At 63.0% G+C, this 16959-nt stretch carries 19 protein-coding genes; 6 read left to right on the top strand and 13 right to left on the bottom strand.

Going from position 1 to position 16959, the window contains the following annotated elements; genetic code table 11:
* Positions 1-17 precede the first annotated feature (17 nt).
* From QQ977_RS10930 to QQ977_RS10890, 9 genes are read right to left on the bottom strand one after another with little or no spacing between them, the layout of a single operon-like run.
* Positions 18-1841 carry a Na(+)/H(+) antiporter subunit D gene (locus QQ977_RS10930; RefSeq protein ID WP_285925786.1) on the bottom strand — a complete coding sequence of 608 codons (1824 nt, stop codon included), beginning with the start codon at positions 1839-1841 and terminating at the stop codon, positions 18-20.
* Positions 1838-3523, bottom strand: coding sequence for a proton-conducting transporter membrane subunit (locus QQ977_RS10925; RefSeq protein ID WP_285925785.1), 1686 nt, complete (start codon positions 3521-3523; stop codon positions 1838-1840). The genes QQ977_RS10930 and QQ977_RS10925 overlap by 4 nt, the downstream gene beginning before the upstream one ends.
* Positions 3516-3893 (bottom strand): cation:proton antiporter subunit C, encoded by a 378-nt coding sequence (locus QQ977_RS10920; protein ID WP_285925784.1) that lies wholly within the window; start codon positions 3891-3893, stop codon positions 3516-3518. Before QQ977_RS10920 ends, QQ977_RS10925 begins: the two co-directional genes overlap by 8 nt.
* Positions 3890-4471, bottom strand: a complete 582-nt coding sequence (locus QQ977_RS10915) for an MnhB domain-containing protein (RefSeq protein WP_285925783.1) — start codon at positions 4469-4471, stop codon at positions 3890-3892. The genes QQ977_RS10920 and QQ977_RS10915 overlap by 4 nt, the downstream gene beginning before the upstream one ends.
* The gene (locus tag QQ977_RS10910) at positions 4468-5043 is read right to left on the bottom strand and encodes a DUF4040 domain-containing protein (RefSeq protein ID WP_285925782.1); all 576 of its coding nucleotides are present in this window, start codon (positions 5041-5043) and stop codon (positions 4468-4470) included. The genes QQ977_RS10915 and QQ977_RS10910 overlap by 4 nt, the downstream gene beginning before the upstream one ends.
* Positions 5040-5363 carry a monovalent cation/H(+) antiporter subunit G gene (mnhG, locus tag QQ977_RS10905; protein ID WP_285925781.1) on the bottom strand — a complete coding sequence of 108 codons (324 nt, stop codon included), beginning with the start codon at positions 5361-5363 and terminating at the stop codon, positions 5040-5042. The genes QQ977_RS10910 and mnhG overlap by 4 nt, the downstream gene beginning before the upstream one ends.
* Positions 5360-5644, bottom strand: coding sequence for a cation:proton antiporter (locus QQ977_RS10900; RefSeq protein WP_285925780.1), 285 nt, complete (start codon positions 5642-5644; stop codon positions 5360-5362). Before QQ977_RS10900 ends, mnhG begins: the two co-directional genes overlap by 4 nt.
* Complete coding sequence (locus tag QQ977_RS10895) at positions 5637-6677, bottom strand: monovalent cation/H+ antiporter subunit E (RefSeq protein WP_285925779.1); 1041 nt, start codon at positions 6675-6677, stop codon at positions 5637-5639. Before QQ977_RS10895 ends, QQ977_RS10900 begins: the two co-directional genes overlap by 8 nt.
* Complete coding sequence (locus QQ977_RS10890; protein WP_285925778.1) at positions 6674-6880, bottom strand: hypothetical protein; 207 nt, start codon at positions 6878-6880, stop codon at positions 6674-6676. The genes QQ977_RS10895 and QQ977_RS10890 overlap by 4 nt, the downstream gene beginning before the upstream one ends.
* 270 nt (positions 6881-7150) lie before the next feature.
* Here QQ977_RS10890 and QQ977_RS10885 point away from each other — a divergent pair, with 270 nt between their 5' ends.
* The gene (locus QQ977_RS10885) at positions 7151-8215 is read left to right on the top strand and encodes a quinone-dependent dihydroorotate dehydrogenase (protein WP_285925777.1); all 1065 of its coding nucleotides are present in this window, start codon (positions 7151-7153) and stop codon (positions 8213-8215) included.
* A gap of 17 nt (positions 8216-8232) precedes the next feature.
* On the opposite strand, the gene allB is transcribed toward QQ977_RS10885, so the two are convergent.
* A complete protein-coding gene (allB, locus tag QQ977_RS10880; RefSeq protein ID WP_285925776.1) occupies positions 8233-9609 on the bottom strand; it encodes an allantoinase AllB in 1377 nt (458 codons plus the stop codon).
* 93 nt (positions 9610-9702) lie between these two features.
* Here allB and QQ977_RS10875 point away from each other — a divergent pair, with 93 nt between their 5' ends.
* The 3 genes from QQ977_RS10875 (at position 9703) to QQ977_RS10865 (ending at position 11589) form a co-directional block, all read left to right on the top strand.
* A complete protein-coding gene (locus QQ977_RS10875; RefSeq protein WP_285925775.1) occupies positions 9703-10002 on the top strand; it encodes a zinc ribbon domain-containing protein in 300 nt (99 codons plus the stop codon).
* Between the two features lie 81 nt (positions 10003-10083).
* Positions 10084-11061: an NAD-dependent epimerase/dehydratase family protein gene (locus QQ977_RS10870; RefSeq protein ID WP_285925774.1), complete on the top strand. Its 978-nt coding sequence runs from the start codon at positions 10084-10086 to the stop codon at positions 11059-11061.
* Positions 11062-11229: 168 nt separating this feature from the next.
* The gene (locus QQ977_RS10865; protein ID WP_285925773.1) at positions 11230-11589 is read left to right on the top strand and encodes a hypothetical protein; all 360 of its coding nucleotides are present in this window, start codon (positions 11230-11232) and stop codon (positions 11587-11589) included.
* On the opposite strand, the gene QQ977_RS10860 is transcribed toward QQ977_RS10865, so the two are convergent.
* Positions 11586-12254 (bottom strand): MaoC family dehydratase, encoded by a 669-nt coding sequence (locus tag QQ977_RS10860; RefSeq protein ID WP_285925772.1) that lies wholly within the window; start codon positions 12252-12254, stop codon positions 11586-11588. The genes QQ977_RS10865 and QQ977_RS10860 overlap by 4 nt on opposite strands.
* Positions 12255-12714: 460 nt before the next feature.
* On the opposite strand from QQ977_RS10860, the gene QQ977_RS10855 reads away from it, so the two are divergent.
* Positions 12715-13182, top strand: coding sequence for a helix-turn-helix transcriptional regulator (locus QQ977_RS10855; protein ID WP_285925771.1), 468 nt, complete (start codon positions 12715-12717; stop codon positions 13180-13182).
* 192 nt (positions 13183-13374) lie between these two features.
* Entirely contained in the window at positions 13375-14781 is a 1407-nt protein-coding gene (locus tag QQ977_RS10850; RefSeq protein WP_285925770.1) for a hypothetical protein, read from the top strand.
* Positions 14782-14936: 155 nt separating this feature from the next.
* Here the strand turns inward: QQ977_RS10850 and QQ977_RS10845 are convergent, their stop codons facing one another.
* Together QQ977_RS10845 and QQ977_RS10840 are read right to left on the bottom strand one after the other, a co-directional pair.
* The gene (locus QQ977_RS10845) at positions 14937-15443 is read right to left on the bottom strand and encodes a winged helix-turn-helix domain-containing protein (RefSeq protein ID WP_285925769.1); all 507 of its coding nucleotides are present in this window, start codon (positions 15441-15443) and stop codon (positions 14937-14939) included.
* On the bottom strand, positions 15418-16758 hold the full coding sequence (locus QQ977_RS10840) for an ISH6 family transposase (protein ID WP_285925768.1): 1341 nt from the start codon (positions 16756-16758) through the stop codon (positions 15418-15420). Before QQ977_RS10840 ends, QQ977_RS10845 begins: the two co-directional genes overlap by 26 nt.
* Positions 16759-16959: the final 201 nt, after the last annotated feature.

The following is a 16959-nucleotide window of genomic DNA, read 5'->3' as shown; positions in this document are numbered from 1 at the left end:
AGATCCTCGTCATGGTTTCAGATGTCGATGAAGAGTGCAACGGCGAGTACGATCGTGAGCAGGCCCGTTGCAACGTAGATCGTTCGTCCGATACCGAGTTTGGCCCCGGTCTTGCCGGGTGTGCTCGCGAGGCGGCGATCGTACCGATCACGCCAGCCTGCGGGGAGGACGGTGCGAATCGCTGTGCCGGGATCGTGGACGGCATCGACGAGCGCCCAGCCCGCCCCGATCACGGCGTCACCGACCCGGTTGTAGAAACCACCGAGCCCGCCCGACAGCGCCCGCGTCCCGTAGAACGCGGCCGGGTCGTGTAGCCGGTCGACGTCTTTCCCGCCGTGGAGTCGGTCGAAGATCGGCTTCCCGATCACGAAGACGACGATCCCACCGACGCCCATCCCAGTGGCTTTCAGCAGGTGTGCACTCGAGTACGGGTCGGTCGACCACTGGTCGGTAAAGGGGAGCAACGCGAAAAGCGGCTGGTAGGCGAGCCCGAAGACGACACAGGCGGCCGCAACCGCTCCCGCGACGACCGTCTGGCCCAGGTTCGCATCGGGCATCTGGAAGCGTTCCCCGTCGAGGAACCCGTAGTAGCCGAACTTGATGAACGAGGCGTAGGTCCCGACGCCACCGACCAGAAGCAGCCAGAACAGCGGTTCGTGACCGCCGTACTCGGCGGCGTCAGTCAACATCCCCTTGCTCACGAACCCGTTGAAGCCGGGAACGCCGGAAATCGAGAGCGCGCCGATCAGGAACAGTCCGAGCGCGATCGGTGCGGAGGTCCCGATCGCACCGAACTCGTCGAGTTTGTTCTTGTCCAGTTGCAGGATGATGATACCGGCGGCCATGAACAGCAGGCCCTTGTAGAGGATGTGGTTGAAGAGGTGGGCGAAGCCGCCGGCGACCCCAAGTGCGGAGCCGACGCCGATCCCGGCGAGCATGAACCCGACCTGGCCCTGGATGTGATAAGAGAGCAGCCGACGCATGTCCTTCTGGGCCAACGCGTAAGCGGCCCCGTAGATGGTCATCGCACCGCCAGCGTAGGCCAGGATCAGGTTCCCCTCGGGGAACGCACGGTAGGCGGCGTAGACGGCGGTCTTCGTGGTGTAACAGGCTAAAAACACCGACGTCGCCGCGTGTGGCGCGGGATAGGTGTCGGGCATCCAGTTGTGCAGGCCGATGACAGCCGCGTTGACGCCGATCCCGACACCGGCGAGCGCGGCCGGGATCGAGATTGCGAGGCCGGCGGCCGCGACCTCCATGCCGCCGATCCCGTTCCCGTCGAAGTGTAACGCGGTCGGTTCGGGACCGACGGCGAACAGGTAGAGGACGATCCCGGCGAGCAACAGGCTGCCGCCGATCCCGTGTGCGAGTGCGTAGCGAAAGCCGGCCCGGATCGCCTTGCCACCCGAGAGCCAGACGAAGACGGTGCTGGCGATGGCCATGATCTCCCAGCCGACGATCAGCCCGAGCCAGTCGCCGACGACGACGGTCCACAGCGACGCGCCGACGTAGCCGAGTCCCCACATGAGGTGGCGGTTGCTGGCGCCGGCGAAGTAAGCGTAGCCGACGGCCGCAGCGCCGAAGGCACCGAAGATGATCACCATCAGCCGCGAGAACACGCTGACGTCGACGACGATCACCTCGAAGCCGAGGAAGGTCACCGTCGGCCCGGTGCCATCGGGGACGAGCAGCGCCCAGGCGACGGTTCCGAGCAACGCGAGGACCGTCACCAGGTGAGCCTCTCGTCGGGGCAAAAGCGCCACCAGTACTACGGCGGCGACGACGAACAGGAACGGCGGAACCGAAAGCAACGCATCGACGCCGAAAAGTGGTGCGCTCATCGCCCGCTCACCCCCTCGGTCGCACCCTCGACGATGAACTCGACGAGGTCGAAGAAGAACATGTAGTCGGGGACGATACCGAACAGGACCATGAGCGTCGTCGTGGACATGAGTGGAACGAGCATCAGCAGCGTCGTCTCTCGTAACAGGCCGTCCGGACGACCCCAGCCGTCGGTCGGCGGAAGGTCGTGGTGGCCGTGGCCGTGATCGTGGTCGTCACGGTCGTGATCACCCTCGTCCGCGGAGCCGCCGTCGGCCCGGACCTCCCCGACCGGTGTGCCACCGATCGGGCCGTCGAGCACCGGCTTCGGTTCGCGGTCGTCCGGGCGCTCGAAGAAGGCCGTGTAGACGATGGGCCAGAAGTAGCCGATGTTCAACGCGCCGGAGGTGACCAACACCGCGGGAACGAGCAGCTGCCCGGCCTCTGCGCCACCCCAGATGAGATGCCACTTGCTCACGAAGCCGGCGAGAAGCGGCATCCCGGCCATGCTGAAACTCGCCAGCGCGAACGCCCCCATCGTCACGGGCATCCGTTTCCCGACGCCAGCCATTTCGCTTATGTATTTAACGTGTAGCTGGACGTAGAGCGCGCCGGCACAGAGGAACAACGTCAGTTTCGCGAACGCGTGGGCGGGGATGTGCAACAGCCCGCCGGTCAGCGCCGCGGGCTCGAGCAGCGAGAGCCCGAAGACGATGTAGGAAAGCTGTGCGATCGTCGAGTACGCGAGCCTCGCCTTGAGGTTGTCCTGCCGGAGTGCGAACAGGCTCGCGATCAGGATCGTCGCACCGGCGAAAGCCGCAAGCGGCGCGCCCATCCCGAGGTCTGCGACCAGACCTGGGCCGAAGACGTCGATCACGGTCCGGGCGACGCCGAAGGCGCCGGCTTTGACGACCGCGACCGCGTGCAACAGCCCCGAGACGGGCGTCGGCGCGACCATCGCACTCGGCAGCCAGGAGTGAAGCGGCATCACGGCGGCTTTGACGCTGAAGCCGGCGACGAGCAACGCGAACGCACCGCGTGCGGTCCACGGGTCGGCCGCGGCGAGTTCGACGATGCCGCCACGGCTGAACGTGACCGTCCCGGTCAGCCAGAAGACGGCGAGCATCCCGCCGAAGACGGCGAGTCCACCGGAGAACGCGTACGCGAGATACTTATATCCCGAGACGCGTGCCTCCTCGGACTCGTCGTGGGCGACGAGCGGGTAGGTCGCGATCGTCAGCACCTCGTAGAACACGAGCAACAGCAACAGGTTGGGGGCGAACGCGATCCCGAGTGCGGCACCGACGCTCGCACACAGCATGGCGAAGAATCGTGTCTGGTAGCGCTCGTCGTGGCCACGCATGTAACCGATGCTGTAGATCGCCGTGAGGACGTACAGGCCGCTGGCGACGACCGCGAACAACATCCCGAGCGCGTCCGCGCGCAACGCCAGCTCGACGCCGGGGACGATCTCGCCGAAGGGGGTCACGTAGACCCGCCCCTCGAGTACGCCCGGAGCCATGCTGGCGACGATGGCAAACATCGCGAGTGCGGCCGCGATCGACCATCCCTCCCGGACGTTCGGCCGGCTGTGCGAGGCGACGATCAACGCGACCGCGACGAGCGAGACGAGAAGCGCCGCGACCGGCCGGATCGAGACGACCTCGCCCGTCCCTGCCGTCGCGAGGATCGGCTCAGTCATCGGTGTCCACCCCTCGTTCGGCGTCGTCGGCAGCCAGCTTTCGTTCGATCTCACGCGAGTCTAACGTGCCGAACTCGTCGTACAGTCTGATGACGAGTGCGAGTGCGAGCCCAGTCAGCGAAACCCCGACGACGATCGCCGTCAGCACGAGCACGTGCGCGAGCGGATTCGCGTGCGGACCCTCGAGTCCCACGATCGGCGGGTTCGCACCGTCGACGTAGCCGATCGTCACGAGCATCAGGTATACTGCGACCTGCGAGAAGTTCAGGCCGATCACCTTCTTGATGAGGTTCCGGTTGTCGATCATCATGTACAGTCCGATCAGGAAGAGTGCGAACGACGTCAGGTAGTAGTGGTGTGTCTCGATCACGTCTTTTCACCTCCGATAACGCCCGAAGAGAGCCAGATGACGAGGCCGATAACGACGCCGGTCACCAGCGCAGCGATCGCCACTTCGACGAGCTTGACCATGTCCTCGACCGACAGCGGGAAGACGAACAGCTCGAGGACTGCTCCTCCGAAAACGACGCCACCGACGGCGACGGCACCGAAAAGCCCGGCACCGAGCAGGAACAGCCCACCGAGCGCTCGCGCGTCGAGCCACTCCTGGGTCGGGTCGAATCCGAAGGCGAGACCGATGAGTACGACCGCAGACCCCATCACGATCCCCCCCTGGAACGCGCCGCCCGGGAGACTCGTCCCGAACAACGTGATATAGACCCCGAACGCGACGACGAACGGCGTGACCGTTCTGGAGACCGTCTTGATGACCGGGCTCTGGGTGACCGGCGTTGCCCCCCGGGCGACTTCCGTATCCGGCACGTCGAATTCGTCGTCGACCGGTGTAGCCGGCTCGGCCACGCTGTCCGCATTGTCCGAAGTGTCCGCTTTGGCACCGTTGTACCGCCGATCGTCCGTATCCGTATCGCTGTCTCGTGTCATCGTCATAGGAGTTCATCACGTTTGAGTACGACGAGCACGCTCACGGCGGCCGAGAAGGCGACGATCAGCTCTCCCAGCGTGTCGAGTCCACGGTAGACCACGAGCACCGAGACGACGGCGTTCGGAAAGCCGGCCTCGTCGAGGGTCTCCGCGATGTAGTAGCCGTACGGCGTCTGCGTACCGTCGGCGAACTCCGCGCTTACGGCCGGCGCAGTGGGGTCACCGATCGCCGGGAGCGACAGGATCGTATAGCCGAGCGGAATCGCCAGCCCACCGAGGATGAGCAACGCCGGACCGTTCAGCGGTTGGAGTTTCTCCCTGAGACCCGCGTCGTCTGCCGACGTCGATCTGCCGGTCGTCTTGACGAGGGTGATCAGGAGTAACACCGAGATGACTCCGGCACCCACTGCGGCCTCGACGAGCGCCACGTCCGGTGCAGCCAGCAACGTCCAGATCACCGAGATACCCAGCCCGAACGCGGCGAACGTAACGATCGCGCCGACGACGTCGCGAGCGAGTGCGACGAAGACCGCCGCGATGATGACGAACGCGATCAGTCCGAGCTCGAGCCAGATCATCGCGATCCCTCCTCGGTGTTCTCGCTCGTCCACGGCTCGACGTCTTGACTGTACGCAGCGCGGGTGATCGCGTGTGCCGCCGTCGGGTTCGTGTAGTAGATGAACACGAACAGAAACACGGCTCGAAGTACCTCGCCGGAAGTACCGAAGTAGACGGCGACGCCGAGAATGGCGAAGCCGGCGCCGAGCGTGTCAGCTTTCGTGGCGGCGTGCGATCGGGTGTAGACATCGGGCAAACGCAACACGCCGACGGCACTGACGAACGTGAAAAAGACGCCGATAGCGACGAAAAGCACGATCAGAGCGGTCACCAAGGTCATCGCCACTTCACCTCCCCGTTACTGTAGGTGAATCGACCGACGGCCAGGCTCAACACGAAGTTGAGCAGGGCGTAGACGATCGCGATGTCGAGGTACTCGGGCCGGTCGAGCCCCGCTGCGATCAGTGCGATCACGATGACGGTACTGGTCCCGACCACGTTCACCGCGAGAACGCGATCGTAGGTCGTCGGTCCGACCACGGCCCGATAGAGGACCACGGCCGCGAGCACGACGACGATCGCCGCCGAGCCGAGCATAATGGCGTTGAGTAGATCAGTCATCGACGTCACCTCTATCCGAGCCGGACGCCGCCGGTCCGGAGAGAGCGTCAGCGTCACCGCGTGCGCCCGGACCGGGGAGTTTGAGCCCGTCACGGCCGTAAAAGAGGTATCGAACGGCCCGCTCGTGGACGCCGTCGACCAGATCATCTCGCGCACCCGGCGTGAGCGAGTGGACGAGCAGGTGGTTGCCGATCGCATCGACCGTGAGCGTCCCCGGCGTGAGGGTGATGCTGTTCGCGAACGTAGTCACCGATAGCCCGTCGCTGACGGCGGCGTCGACGCGGTCCATCCCGGGATCGATCGGCATCGACGGGTGTAACACCACGTACGCGAACAGGACGTTCGCCTTCGCGATCTCCCACAGGAGATACGGCACGAACAGCGCGCTTCGTGCGACCACTCCCATCGCTGGAAACAGATGCGGAGTCGTCTCGAAGGCGACGTTTCGAAAGAGGACGGCTACGAGAATGCCCGTACCGACGGCGGAAGCGTACGTAAACGTCGATCCGAGCCCGCCGAGCGCGAGATAGAACGCGACCGTCAGTCCGAACAGTACCCCCCCACGGATCACTCCCTCTCGCGTCGGGCGCAAGTCTCGTTTCGAGACGGATACGCGCTCGTATTCGACGTCCGCGGTCGAAATCACCGAATCGATCGGCTGCAACGAGGGGGCAGTGGCGTCGACGGAGTAGTCCGGATCGAGAATTATCCGATCGAGGTCGTGCTCGCGGACGTGGTCGACGAGCAAGTCGACGTGTTCTGCCGGATCGGCAATATACCGACCGATCCCGAGCAGATCCGTCCGGACGGATATCTCGCCGTCGGCTGCTTCTCTGGCGAGACGTTCGGCTCGTTCTAGTATCTGCTGATCCCGTTCCAGCGCATCGTCGCTAACGTGGTGTCCCGGGACCGTCCGGACGATGTGAACGGTTCCTCCCCCGACGTCTCTCACCACCCCGACGGCGTAGGACACCGTCTCCTCGAGCGTCGCCGACGGGCCGACCGGAACAAGTACGCCACCGGATCGGCTCACGTCGGCCACCCCCGTACGACGCGCTCCCGTGGTGGGCCGAACGAGTCCACCGCCTCCACCGCCTCGAGTGGGTCCGCACGCGTCGGCTCCCCGTTCCCGACGCGTCGGTCACTCTGTCGGACGGTCACCGTGTCCGACAGCGGTGCAAGCGTTCGTTCAACCGCCACGGCGAATCCCTTTGGTGACCGTCGTTGAGTACTCATGTCTCCCTTGGTAGTCGACCCAAGCGTCACCCATAGGAAAACTATTTCGTTATCCGCCAGTCGTCTCGCAGTTAGTCAGGTTACATCGAGTCCGGATTGGTAATTCACATTCCTATGCCTATAGTCGAAATTTTCGCTCGTTCGTCCGGTGTCGGCCAGCGAGTGCGAGAGTATGCCGTGTACGAAGACGACGGCGATGCCCGCAACGGCCCGACGATCGCCGCGTCTCTCCCGAGGACTTTACGTGTCGCTACCCCCGATTCATCGGCAATGACACTCTACTCGAGGCTTCGGCCGCTCGCGTTCGCGCTCCCCGCCGAGACGGCACACGATCTCGGCAAGCGCACGCTCCGAGCGGCGGGATCGACGCGTCCGACCCGGGCCGTGCTTCGGCGTGCCTATCGCTACGAGCACCCGGCGCTCGAGATCGACCGTTTCGACACCACGTTCCCGAACCCCGTCGGCGTCGCCGCCGGATTCGACAAGAACGCCGAGGTCACCCACGCGCTCGCCGCGCTCGGCTTCGGCTTCGTCGAGGTCGGCACCGTGACGCCGTACCCCCAGGCGGGCAACGAGCGTCCGCGGCTGTTTCGTCTGCGCGAGGACGAGGCGATGATAAACCGGATGGGCTTCAACGGCCAGGGCATGGATCGGGTCAGAGACCGGATCGAACGCGACGGACTCCCCGACGTCCCGATCGGCGTCAACGTCGGTAAGATGAACACCTCGAGCGAGGACGAAGCGATCGAGGACTACCGGCGGGTGTTCGACCGGCTCTCGCCGTACGCCGACTACGTCGTCGTCAACGTCTCCTGTCCGAACACGCCCGACGAGTTCGAGGAGGATTCACCCGAACACCTCGAGGCGATCTTCGAGACGCTCGAGGCCGAAAACGACGCGAACGTCCCCCTGCTCGTGAAAGTCGGCCCAGACTCTCCCGCGGAGTCGCTGTACGAACTCGTCGACATCGTCGAAGCGTTCGACCTCGACGGCATCGTCGCGACGAACACGACGACGCGACGGGACGGACTCGGCTCGGAAAACCGCGATGAGTGGGGCGGTTTGAGCGGGAAACCGCTCGCGAATCGCTCGACCGAGATCGTCCGGACGCTCGCTGGGTACACCGACGTGCCGATCGTCGGCGTCGGCGGCGTCGACTCGGCCGCGAGTGCCTACGAGAAGATCCGTGCCGGTGCCTCGCTCGTCCAGCTGTACACCGGCTTCGTCTACAACGGCCCGTCGACCGCCCGCGAGATCAACCGCGGACTCGTCGCCATGCTCGAACGCGACGGATTCGACTCGGTGGAGGAGGCGATCGGAGCCGACCTCGAGTGAGCGGGTAACGGAGTCGGTTACGCCGTCTCGACGTCCACGCGAGTGCCGTAGCCCGACTCGCCGACGACGTCGCCCTCGTCGTAGACGACTTCGCCACGAACCACCGTCGTCGTCGCCTTGCCGACGAAGGATTCGCCCTCGAACGGCGTCACGCAGTTTTTCGAGTGCAGGTCCGTTCGGTCCTCGAGGGTCCACTCGCGGTCGGGATCGACGATGGTGAAGTCGGCGTCGGTGCCGACCTGAAGCGAGCCCTTCTGTGGATACATCCCCCAGACCTGGGCCGGACGCGTGGAGTGACGGTAGACCCACTCCTCGAGGGTCAGTCGCCCTTCGTCGACGAACGTGAGCATGACGGGGATCTCGGTCTCGAGGCCGACGAACCCCGAGATGGCGTCCCAGGTGTTCCCGAACGGGTCGTCGACTTTCTTCTCCTCGTCGGTGTGGGGGGCGTGGTCGGTCGCGATGCAATCGATCGAACCGGACTCGAGGGCGGCCCAGAGGCGGGCCTGCTCGTCGGCGTCGCGGATCGGCGGCTGGATGCGCGCAACGTTGCCCTTCTCTCGCATGACGTCCTCGGTGAACCACAGGTAGTGCGGACAGGTCTCGGCGGTGACGTCGACACCGCGTTCTTTGCCGCGGGCAACTGCCTCGGCTCCCGACCCCGAGGAGACGTGGTACATGTGGATCTTCGCGCCGGTCTCCTCGGCAAAGGTGATCATCCGTTCGATCGCCTCGCGTTCGGCGATCACGGGACGGGAGTGAGCGTGGTCGATCGGCTCGTTTTTCCCCTGCTCCTTGAACGTCCGCTCGTAGTGGTCGATGATCTCGTCGTTTTCCTCGTGGAAGCCGAGCCGTTTGCCGGTCTCCCGGACTCGTTCCATCGCCTCTAAGATCTCGCCGTCTCCCGGCGGCGGGACGTCGCCGACCGTCGAGCCGAGAAAGATCTTGAAGCCGGTCGCACCCGCCTCCTCGAGTGCCGGGATGCGCTCGAGGTTCTCCGAGGTGATCACGGCGAACGTACCGAAGTCGACGTGGGCCGACGCCTCGCCGCGATCGAACTTGAGCTCGAGGTGGTCGGGCCGGTCGATCACGGGGTCGGTGTTCGGCATGCCGACGACGGTCGTCACGCCGCCGGCCGCAGCCGCCCGCGTCGCGGACTCCCAGTCTTCCTTGTACTCGAGACCGGGTTCGCGGTTGTGGATGTGGGCGTCGACGATCCCGGGAACGAGTACGTTTCCGCCGGCGTCGACGGTGCGGTCGGCCTCGGGGAGTCGGTCGGCCTGGCCAACGGCGACGATCGTTCCGTCCTCGACGGCGACGCCCGCATCCGGAACGCGTCCTGCCGGGGTCACGACGGTGCAGTTCGAGACGACGAGATCGACAGCACGAGTCATTGCCAGGGGTTCCCGACCGTCGCGCATATAGGTTGTGTTGGCCGTTGGAATCCGAACGGTGAGGTCTTTGTTCTCGCGGAACGTACGTGGCGTATGATCGACGGGGCCTACGTGTTCCTCGTCCTGTTCGTCACCGGTTCGATCGTCGTCCTCGTCGTCTCGGTTCCGCTCTTTCGGGGGTTCGTGACCGACGCTCGCGAGCGCCACCGGGCCCGAAAGACGGGCGAACTCGAGCCCTACACACCGGACGAGGAGTTCGATTCGGGACCACCGGCGGCACTCGAGGAGAAAACGGGACACGAGCGAGAGCGACTCCGGGTCGTGTGCTGGAACTGCGGCTGTCGGAACGATCTCGCGTATCGATTCTGTCGGGAGTGCAGCGAGCGACTGTAGCCCGGTCACACTCGTAAGGGACGGATAGCAGACGGTACGAGTGCCATACTAAACGCACCGGAACTGGTAGCGCCGGCTGCGATGGATATTCCACCGATCCGCGACCGGACGGTGCTCGTCACCGGGGGTGGCGGCTTCATCGGCAGTCACCTCGTCGACGCGCTGATCGATCACAACGACGTTCGCGTCCTCGATAACTTCTCGACGGGCGATCGCGAACGCGTCCACGACGACGCGACGGTTCTCGAGGGCGACGTCTGTGATCGTGACGTCGTCGAACGGGCGACTCGCGACGTCGATCTGATCTTTCACGAGGCGGCGATCGTGGACGTCCCGGCGACGGTCGATCGGCCGGCCGAAACTAACGAGGTAAACTTCGAGGCGGGACTCGCGCTCTTAGAGCAGGCACGCGACGAAGACGCCCGGGTCGTCCTGGCCTCGAGTGCCGCAGTCTACGGCCATCCGGCCGAGCTCCCGGTGCCGGAGACGGCATCGCCCGAGCCGTCGTCGCCGTACGGCGTCCAGAAACTCGCACTCGAGGAGTACGCCCGGCTGTACACGGAGCTGTACGACGTTCCGACCGTCTCGCTTCGGTATTTCAACGTCTACGGACCGCGCCAGCAGGGCCCCTACAGCGGCGTCATCTCGACGTTTCTCGAGCAGGCCCGCGCCGGCGAGGCGATCACCGTCGAGGGCGACGGCGAGCAGACCCGCGACTTCGTCCACGTCGCGGACGTCGTCCGGGCGAATCTGCTCGCGGCGACGACCGACGACGTCGGCGACGCCTACAACGTCGGCACCGGCACTCGAGCGTCGATCCTCGAGCTGGCGGCGACGATCCGCGACGTCGTCGGAGCCGACGTTCCGATCGTCCACCGGGCCGCGAGAGCGGGCGACGTCAGACACAGCGGAGCCAGCATCTCGAAGGCGCGTCGGGAACTGGGCTTCGAAGCGACGATCGACCTCGAGGCTGGTCTGCGAGATCTCGCCGGCGAGGAACAGTTCGGCGACGTCTACGAACACGCCCGAACGATCCTCCCGGACCGAGAACGAGAGTGACACGACTAGTCCCGTGATGCCACCAGTCTAGAATCGCCCGTTACGGCGACGCGAGTCGCATCACTTCTACGGGCACGTGAACGTTGCGACGAGGGATCGGCGTGGAATCGCGCCCCTTCGGTGGTGTAAGAGACAGGTAACTAATGATAGGTCGGTCGTAGGGGGCGTATGGCGGTCATAGACAGCATCGTGGTCTTCGTGGTGAGTCTGTTGATCGGCGCGTTCGGAATCTACGTCGGAGCGAGCGTCATCGTCGACGTACAGGATTATACGTACGCGATCATAACGGCGCTGCTCGGTGCAGTCGTCTGGGGCGTCGTCGGCTTCTTTTTCGGCTGGGTTCCCCTTCTCGGCCCGTTGCTCGTCCTCCTTGCGTACCTCGCAGTGATCAACGCGCGGTATCCGGGCGGCTGGGTGCAGGCGATTGCGATCACGCTGGTCGCGTGGATCTCGATCCTGATCGTCCTGTACATCCTCGCGTTCGTCGACGTGACGACGTTCGACGCCGTCGGCGTGCCGGGCGCCTAGGTCGTGTCCGTATCCACCGTGTCCACGGCCTCGTTTTCGAGGTCGGGTACGCGGTCGATCATGACGACCGCTTCGCCGTTGACGACGACGTCGTCGTCGGTCTCGACCGTCGTCTCGAGGCGGTACCGATCGCCGCCGAGGTCCTCGACGATCTCGACGGTCGCGGTGAGCCGGTCGCCGATCGACACTGGACCGACGAACTCGAGGTCCTGTGAGAGATAGATGGTGACGCCAGGGATCCGTGCGAGCGCGGCGCTGATGAGTCCGGAGACGAGCGTCCCGTGAACGATCCGCTCGCCGAACCGGGACTCGGCGGCGAAGGTCTCGTCCAAGTGGAGTCGGTTGGTGTCACCGCTTGCGGTGGCGAACTCGAGGACGTCATCGTCGGAGATGGGTTTCGCAAAGGTGACGACGTCGCCGACGTCGATCGCGGACGGCTCGTCGACGGTTCGGTCGTATCGCCACGGGCGACGTTCGTGTTCGATCGGTTCGATCGCGGGATCGGTTTCGTCGTCGATCGCGTCCGAACATTCCTCTCGTGATCGTGTCTGCGTTCCGTCGACGCCGAAGGCGGCAGCCGTTGCCCGATTCGCCTCGACGATACTCGATACGACGTGATCGGACGCCTGGGACCAGACTCGGAGCGTGTGTGTTAGCGGGGTCATCTGTCTGTCACGTACTACGTGTCGCTGTCGTAGCCGTCGACGGGTGTCGGTCACTCGACCGCTCCCTGTCGTGCTATCTCGACGCTCCGTGAGGATAAGGATTCGGCATAGATATGCCAGGCCGGAATGTCGGTTCCAGAACACAGTCGCTGAAATAGCTCGTTAATGGCTAGAATCCGGAGTGGATCGGCCCCAATCGTTGCAAACGTCCGGGCGTGCTTATTCACCGGGTCGGTATATCGGGAGTCGACCCATGATCGAGGCGTCTTTCGTCACGGTTTCCGGTTCCGTCGACGGGATCCGGACTCGAGTATCGCCCGCCGGTAACGACCGTCGGCCGACACGTCACCACATATAAAATAGATGATGAAGAATAACAACCGACTATTTATAAAAAGCGCTTTGTTGCGCGATAACGTCCATACCCGACGATAACACAGTGCGCTCGTGAAAGCCAATTATGTCAAACTTCTTATCCACGGTCCACAGAACGCATCCGACTCGAGCGTTCGAGACGCCACCTTCGGCGGCTCCCGTCGACGAGTTGGTGATCCGGTTGCTCGATCCGGGTCCGCACGTAGCTGCGCTGTTCGGGATCGTGATTCTCGTTCTCCTCGGAAGCGTCCTGGTGCTTCGAAACAGGCTGACGGACCACGAGCAGACAACACACGTGAGCCCGCCACCGGAAGAGGAGTTCGTGAGCGATCGCGAACGGATCCGGCAACTCGTCGGCCGAAACGGGGGGCGAATGCGCCAGTCGGAAATCGTCGACGCGGTCGACTGGTCGAAAGCCAAGGTGAGCCGGTTGCTCGCAGACCTCGAGGAAGACGACGAGATAACGAAGCTTCGACTGGGTCGTGAGAACCTGATCTGTCTTCCAGGACAGGAACCCGCCGCATCGAAGTCCGACGAGTCCGGGACTGATTGACAGGTTCGACCGGGATCCAGTCACGACTGTAGACACTCCCACAGAACTGTCCATCATCTAATCGTTGTTTTCGGTCGGCGAACGGACGACTGACTGGGCCGTTGCTTTCGGGTATTATCTGCTTTCTCTCGAAATGGTTGCGTCGCTTTATGCGCCGAAACGTCGACCCACCGATGGCTTCACGGCCTATACATGAACGCACGCAATCAGCTACTCGTCGTGGTCACTGCGCTGATGCTCGTGTTCTCGAGCGGGGCAGCGATGGCGGCAGCGCCATCGGCTTCGAGTACGAGCGATCACGCGGAGAACGACGTACCAGGAGAACTGGCCGAAGGAGTACTTGACACACACGAAGACGTATCGGTCGACGTAACTATTGAGCAGGCGACTATCGTCCCAATCGACGATGACGAGGCTTCTGTCGACGACGATGAAACACCAGTCGACGATGACGAAGCCCCTGTCGACGACGAGGAAGAACCCGTTGATGACGATCGACACGAGGTGACGATCGATCACGCGACCATCCTCGTGCATCTCGATGAGATGCCTGCAGAGGACGAAGCAGTCACTGACGACGAGGTCGATGATGACGAAGCACCTGTCGACGACGACGATGAGGCAGCCGTCGATAACGACGAACACGACGCAACGTTCGATTACGCGACCATCTTCGTGATCGCCGAGGGCCTCGATGAGGTAGAGGAGCCCATTGACGACGAGGCTCCTGTCGACGACGATGAAGAACCCGTCAACGACGACGAGGCTCCTGTCGACGACGATGAAGAACCCGTCAACGACGACGAGGCTCCTGTCGACGACGATGAGGAACCCGTTGACGACGACCGACTCCAGGTGACGATCGAACAGGCGACCATCTACGTGAGCGTCGATGACGACGAGGAACCCGTCAACGATGACGAGGCACCCGTCGATGACGACGAGGAACCCGTCAACGATGACGAGGCACCCGTCGATGACGACGAGGAACCCGTCAACGATGACGAGGCACCCGTCGATGACGACGAGGAACCCGTTGACGACGACCGACTCCAGGTGACGATCGAACAGGCGACCATCTACGTGCTCGTCGAGGATGCACCCGACGCGCCAGTCGATGACGAGATGCCACCTGTCGACGATGACGAAGCACCAGTCGATGATGACGAGGCACCAATCGATGATGACGAGGAACCCGCTGACGACGACGAAGCACCAGTCGATGACGAAGCACCCGTCGACGACGACCGACTCCAGGTGACGATCGAACAGGCGACCATCTACGTGCTCGTCAAGGATGCACCCGACGCGCCAGTTGATGACGAGATGCCACCTGTCGACGATGACGAGATGCCACCTGTCGACGATGACGAGATGCCACCTGTCGACGATGACGAGATGCCACCTGTCGACGATGACGAGATGCCACCTGTCGATGACGACGAAGCACCAGTCGACGAGGACGATAACGACGCGCCAATAGACAACGACAAGCCGGCTGACAACGACAAGCCGGCTGACAACGACAAACCAGCTGGCGATGAGAAGCAGACCACCAACTGTGGCGACGACGGCGACAAGGCAGCAGCCCTAACCTAAGGGCAAGCCGAGCCGTTGCTGATCGGTTGATAATGATGGCTGTGACTATGTTCCGGTGCAACCGCAAGACGGGTCTCGGTTGCACCGGTACCGATTGACAGCCGTCGTTATGAAAGCGTTTTTTCGAGCGGCCTACCGGTGTCGACGACTCGTCGTCACCCGAGCAGATTGTACAGGCTGCTCGCGGCGACGCCGAGCATCGCGATAACGCCCCACAGAACGGGGTCGACGCTCGAGATGATCGGCACCCCCAGTCCGGAGACGACGATCAACACGAGGCCGAGCACACAGAGTGCGAGGTGCGACTGGAGGACGGTCTCCTGGGTGCCGTGGTCGCCGTCGACGTACTCGAGGACGTCCTCGAAGTGTGGGCCGGGCTGGATCGTCTTCGCTTCGGGATCGTACTCGATGATGGCGTCTTCTTCGAGCTGGGGGAGATGTGTCTGCTGGAGTGAGACGTAGACGCTCTTATAGAGGTTGTTCGGAACCGGCGTCGTGTCGGTTTCCCGTTCGGCGATCTCCGATGCGACGTCGGAGACATCGACGTGATCGGGGTGCTCTGCGAGCAGTTGCACGATCGCTCGTCGCCTGTCGTTCCCGAGGACGTGAAAGATCTGGGTCCCGTCACAAACTCGTCTAGAGTTCGCCTCTGGTAGCGTCAACTGACACCTCCAATGTCATGGCTGTTTTGGCTGAACGCTCGAGCAGTTCGTCGGCGAACGCCGCGAACTGCTCGGAATCGGCATATCTCACGAGATTGAGCCAGAGGAGCGATTCTAAGCCGGACTCTGTCCATCTCATCCACTGGTTTTTACACCGCTTCGAGATTTCGCCCATGGCTCGTTCAACCACGTTCGATGTCCACAGAACCTCTTGTCCCTCGAGTGCGAGTTCGGCGAATGTGACGGTTGCTTGTGCCCATTTTCGGAGGTACGCCGCTGCTTTTGGAGAGTCCTGTTGCTCTAAGCGCCACGCCTCCTTCGTGAGGTTCTCGAGCGTTTGGTCGATCCGCTCGCGGATCGCCAAACGCTCATTCCTCGGTGCATGGAGCGCAACCGAGTTTTTCAGATGGAACAAGTCGTTTGTGACGTCTGAGGCGATCGCTTTCCGCGTTTTGAGCGAAAAGGTACCGTCCTTCCACAGCTTGTATCCAAGCGTTCGACCGACATGAACGAGATCGAGCTGATGAGATCGATAGCTGGTCTCGAAGGCGTCGACGAGGGATTCCTCGGCGTCACTGACGACCGTCGCGTCGTCAGTGATCGCCTCGTTCTCTTCGAGATCTTCTGCTGTATCGTCCCACGGTTCGTTGACATTGACGTCTAAGAGCGTGGTTTCCGCGTTGTCTTCGGTGATCTGTCCGAGAGTGACGTTGACGTCGTGGTACGTGCAGTGATCGTCCTGGCTATGACACTTCGTTCCGTCAGGAACGACAGTGTCTGCATTCGTCCCAGGAAGCCGATCACGAACGAAGTCACCGAGTTTGCTGCCGTACTCACGGACTCGGCGGTTGATCGTGGTTCTCGAAGGCATCGGAGTGAAGCCGTCGCCGTGGGCAACGGCATCACGAAAGCTGAGCGACGTAGCGAGTTCGGTACTCTGGAGCGAAATATCCTCTTGATAGATGCGCTGCCCGTCGAATTTGATGAGATCTTCGAGAGGGCGGAAGTAGGTAGGATCGTCACCGGTGGCAGCGGTGTCTTTGACGTGATGAAGGGAAAATTCGTGCTCTCCTGCGGTTGTCACAGCTGTTCGTGTTGTGGTTCCGGCGCGCTGGAAACGGCGATCGCCGTTTCCGCGCGCGTGTTTCTCCCCACAGTACGCCTCGACGAGGCGCTCGTCGAGGCTTTTGACAAGCTCCTCGAGGATCGTCGCCTCGAGGTGAAGCTCTGTGAGAGATTCAGCGAGAGTGGCAAGCGGTAGCGTTTTGTCTAAGTCGATGCTAACCGTGACTTGCGCGTCGATTGTGGCGTGCATGGGTCACTTCGGGGTAGGTACCAGAGGTGACCCTGTTTCCACAGGAGTCAGTTACGACTCTAGACGAGTTTGGGACACGACCAAGATCTGACTTTCTGCAAGCGAGTCAGAACGGCTAGTCTGTACCGACATACATCACAGGAGTCGTTCGACTCGCGTTGTGAATCGGTCTCCACCACCTACCATCATATGTTCATTGGT

The sequence above is a fragment of the Natrialbaceae archaeon AArc-T1-2 genome (assembly GCF_030273315.1).
In the GTDB taxonomy this organism is placed as follows: domain Archaea; phylum Halobacteriota; class Halobacteria; order Halobacteriales; family Natrialbaceae; genus Tc-Br11-E2g1.
The sequence above is the reverse complement of the archived record's forward strand: the minus strand, read 5'-3'. Positions and strand labels throughout refer to the sequence as shown.

Coding starts and splice junctions, on each gene's coding strand:
- QQ977_RS10915 (WP_285925783.1), bottom strand. CDS start 4,471: ATGACGATGACACGAGACAGCGATACGGATACGGACGATCGGCGGTAC.
- QQ977_RS10890 (WP_285925778.1), bottom strand. CDS start 6,880: ATGAGTACTCAACGACGGTCACCAAAGGGATTCGCCGTGGCGGTTGAA.
- QQ977_RS10930 (WP_285925786.1), bottom strand. CDS start 1,841: ATGAGCGCACCACTTTTCGGCGTCGATGCGTTGCTTTCGGTTCCGCCG.
- QQ977_RS10875 (WP_285925775.1), top strand. CDS start 9,703: ATGATCGACGGGGCCTACGTGTTCCTCGTCCTGTTCGTCACCGGTTCG.
- QQ977_RS10855 (WP_285925771.1), top strand. CDS start 12,715: ATGTCAAACTTCTTATCCACGGTCCACAGAACGCATCCGACTCGAGCG.
- allB (WP_285925776.1), bottom strand. CDS start 9,609: ATGACTCGTGCTGTCGATCTCGTCGTCTCGAACTGCACCGTCGTGACC.
- QQ977_RS10925 (WP_285925785.1), bottom strand. CDS start 3,523: ATGACTGAGCCGATCCTCGCGACGGCAGGGACGGGCGAGGTCGTCTCG.
- mnhG (WP_285925781.1), bottom strand. CDS start 5,363: ATGACCTTGGTGACCGCTCTGATCGTGCTTTTCGTCGCTATCGGCGTC.
- QQ977_RS10900 (WP_285925780.1), bottom strand. CDS start 5,644: ATGACTGATCTACTCAACGCCATTATGCTCGGCTCGGCGGCGATCGTC.
- QQ977_RS10865 (WP_285925773.1), top strand. CDS start 11,230: ATGGCGGTCATAGACAGCATCGTGGTCTTCGTGGTGAGTCTGTTGATC.
- QQ977_RS10885 (WP_285925777.1), top strand. CDS start 7,151: ATGACACTCTACTCGAGGCTTCGGCCGCTCGCGTTCGCGCTCCCCGCC.
- QQ977_RS10910 (WP_285925782.1), bottom strand. CDS start 5,043: ATGATCTGGCTCGAGCTCGGACTGATCGCGTTCGTCATCATCGCGGCG.
- QQ977_RS10870 (WP_285925774.1), top strand. CDS start 10,084: ATGGATATTCCACCGATCCGCGACCGGACGGTGCTCGTCACCGGGGGT.
- QQ977_RS10860 (WP_285925772.1), bottom strand. CDS start 12,254: ATGACCCCGCTAACACACACGCTCCGAGTCTGGTCCCAGGCGTCCGAT.
- QQ977_RS10850 (WP_285925770.1), top strand. CDS start 13,375: ATGAACGCACGCAATCAGCTACTCGTCGTGGTCACTGCGCTGATGCTC.
- QQ977_RS10840 (WP_285925768.1), bottom strand. CDS start 16,758: ATGCACGCCACAATCGACGCGCAAGTCACGGTTAGCATCGACTTAGAC.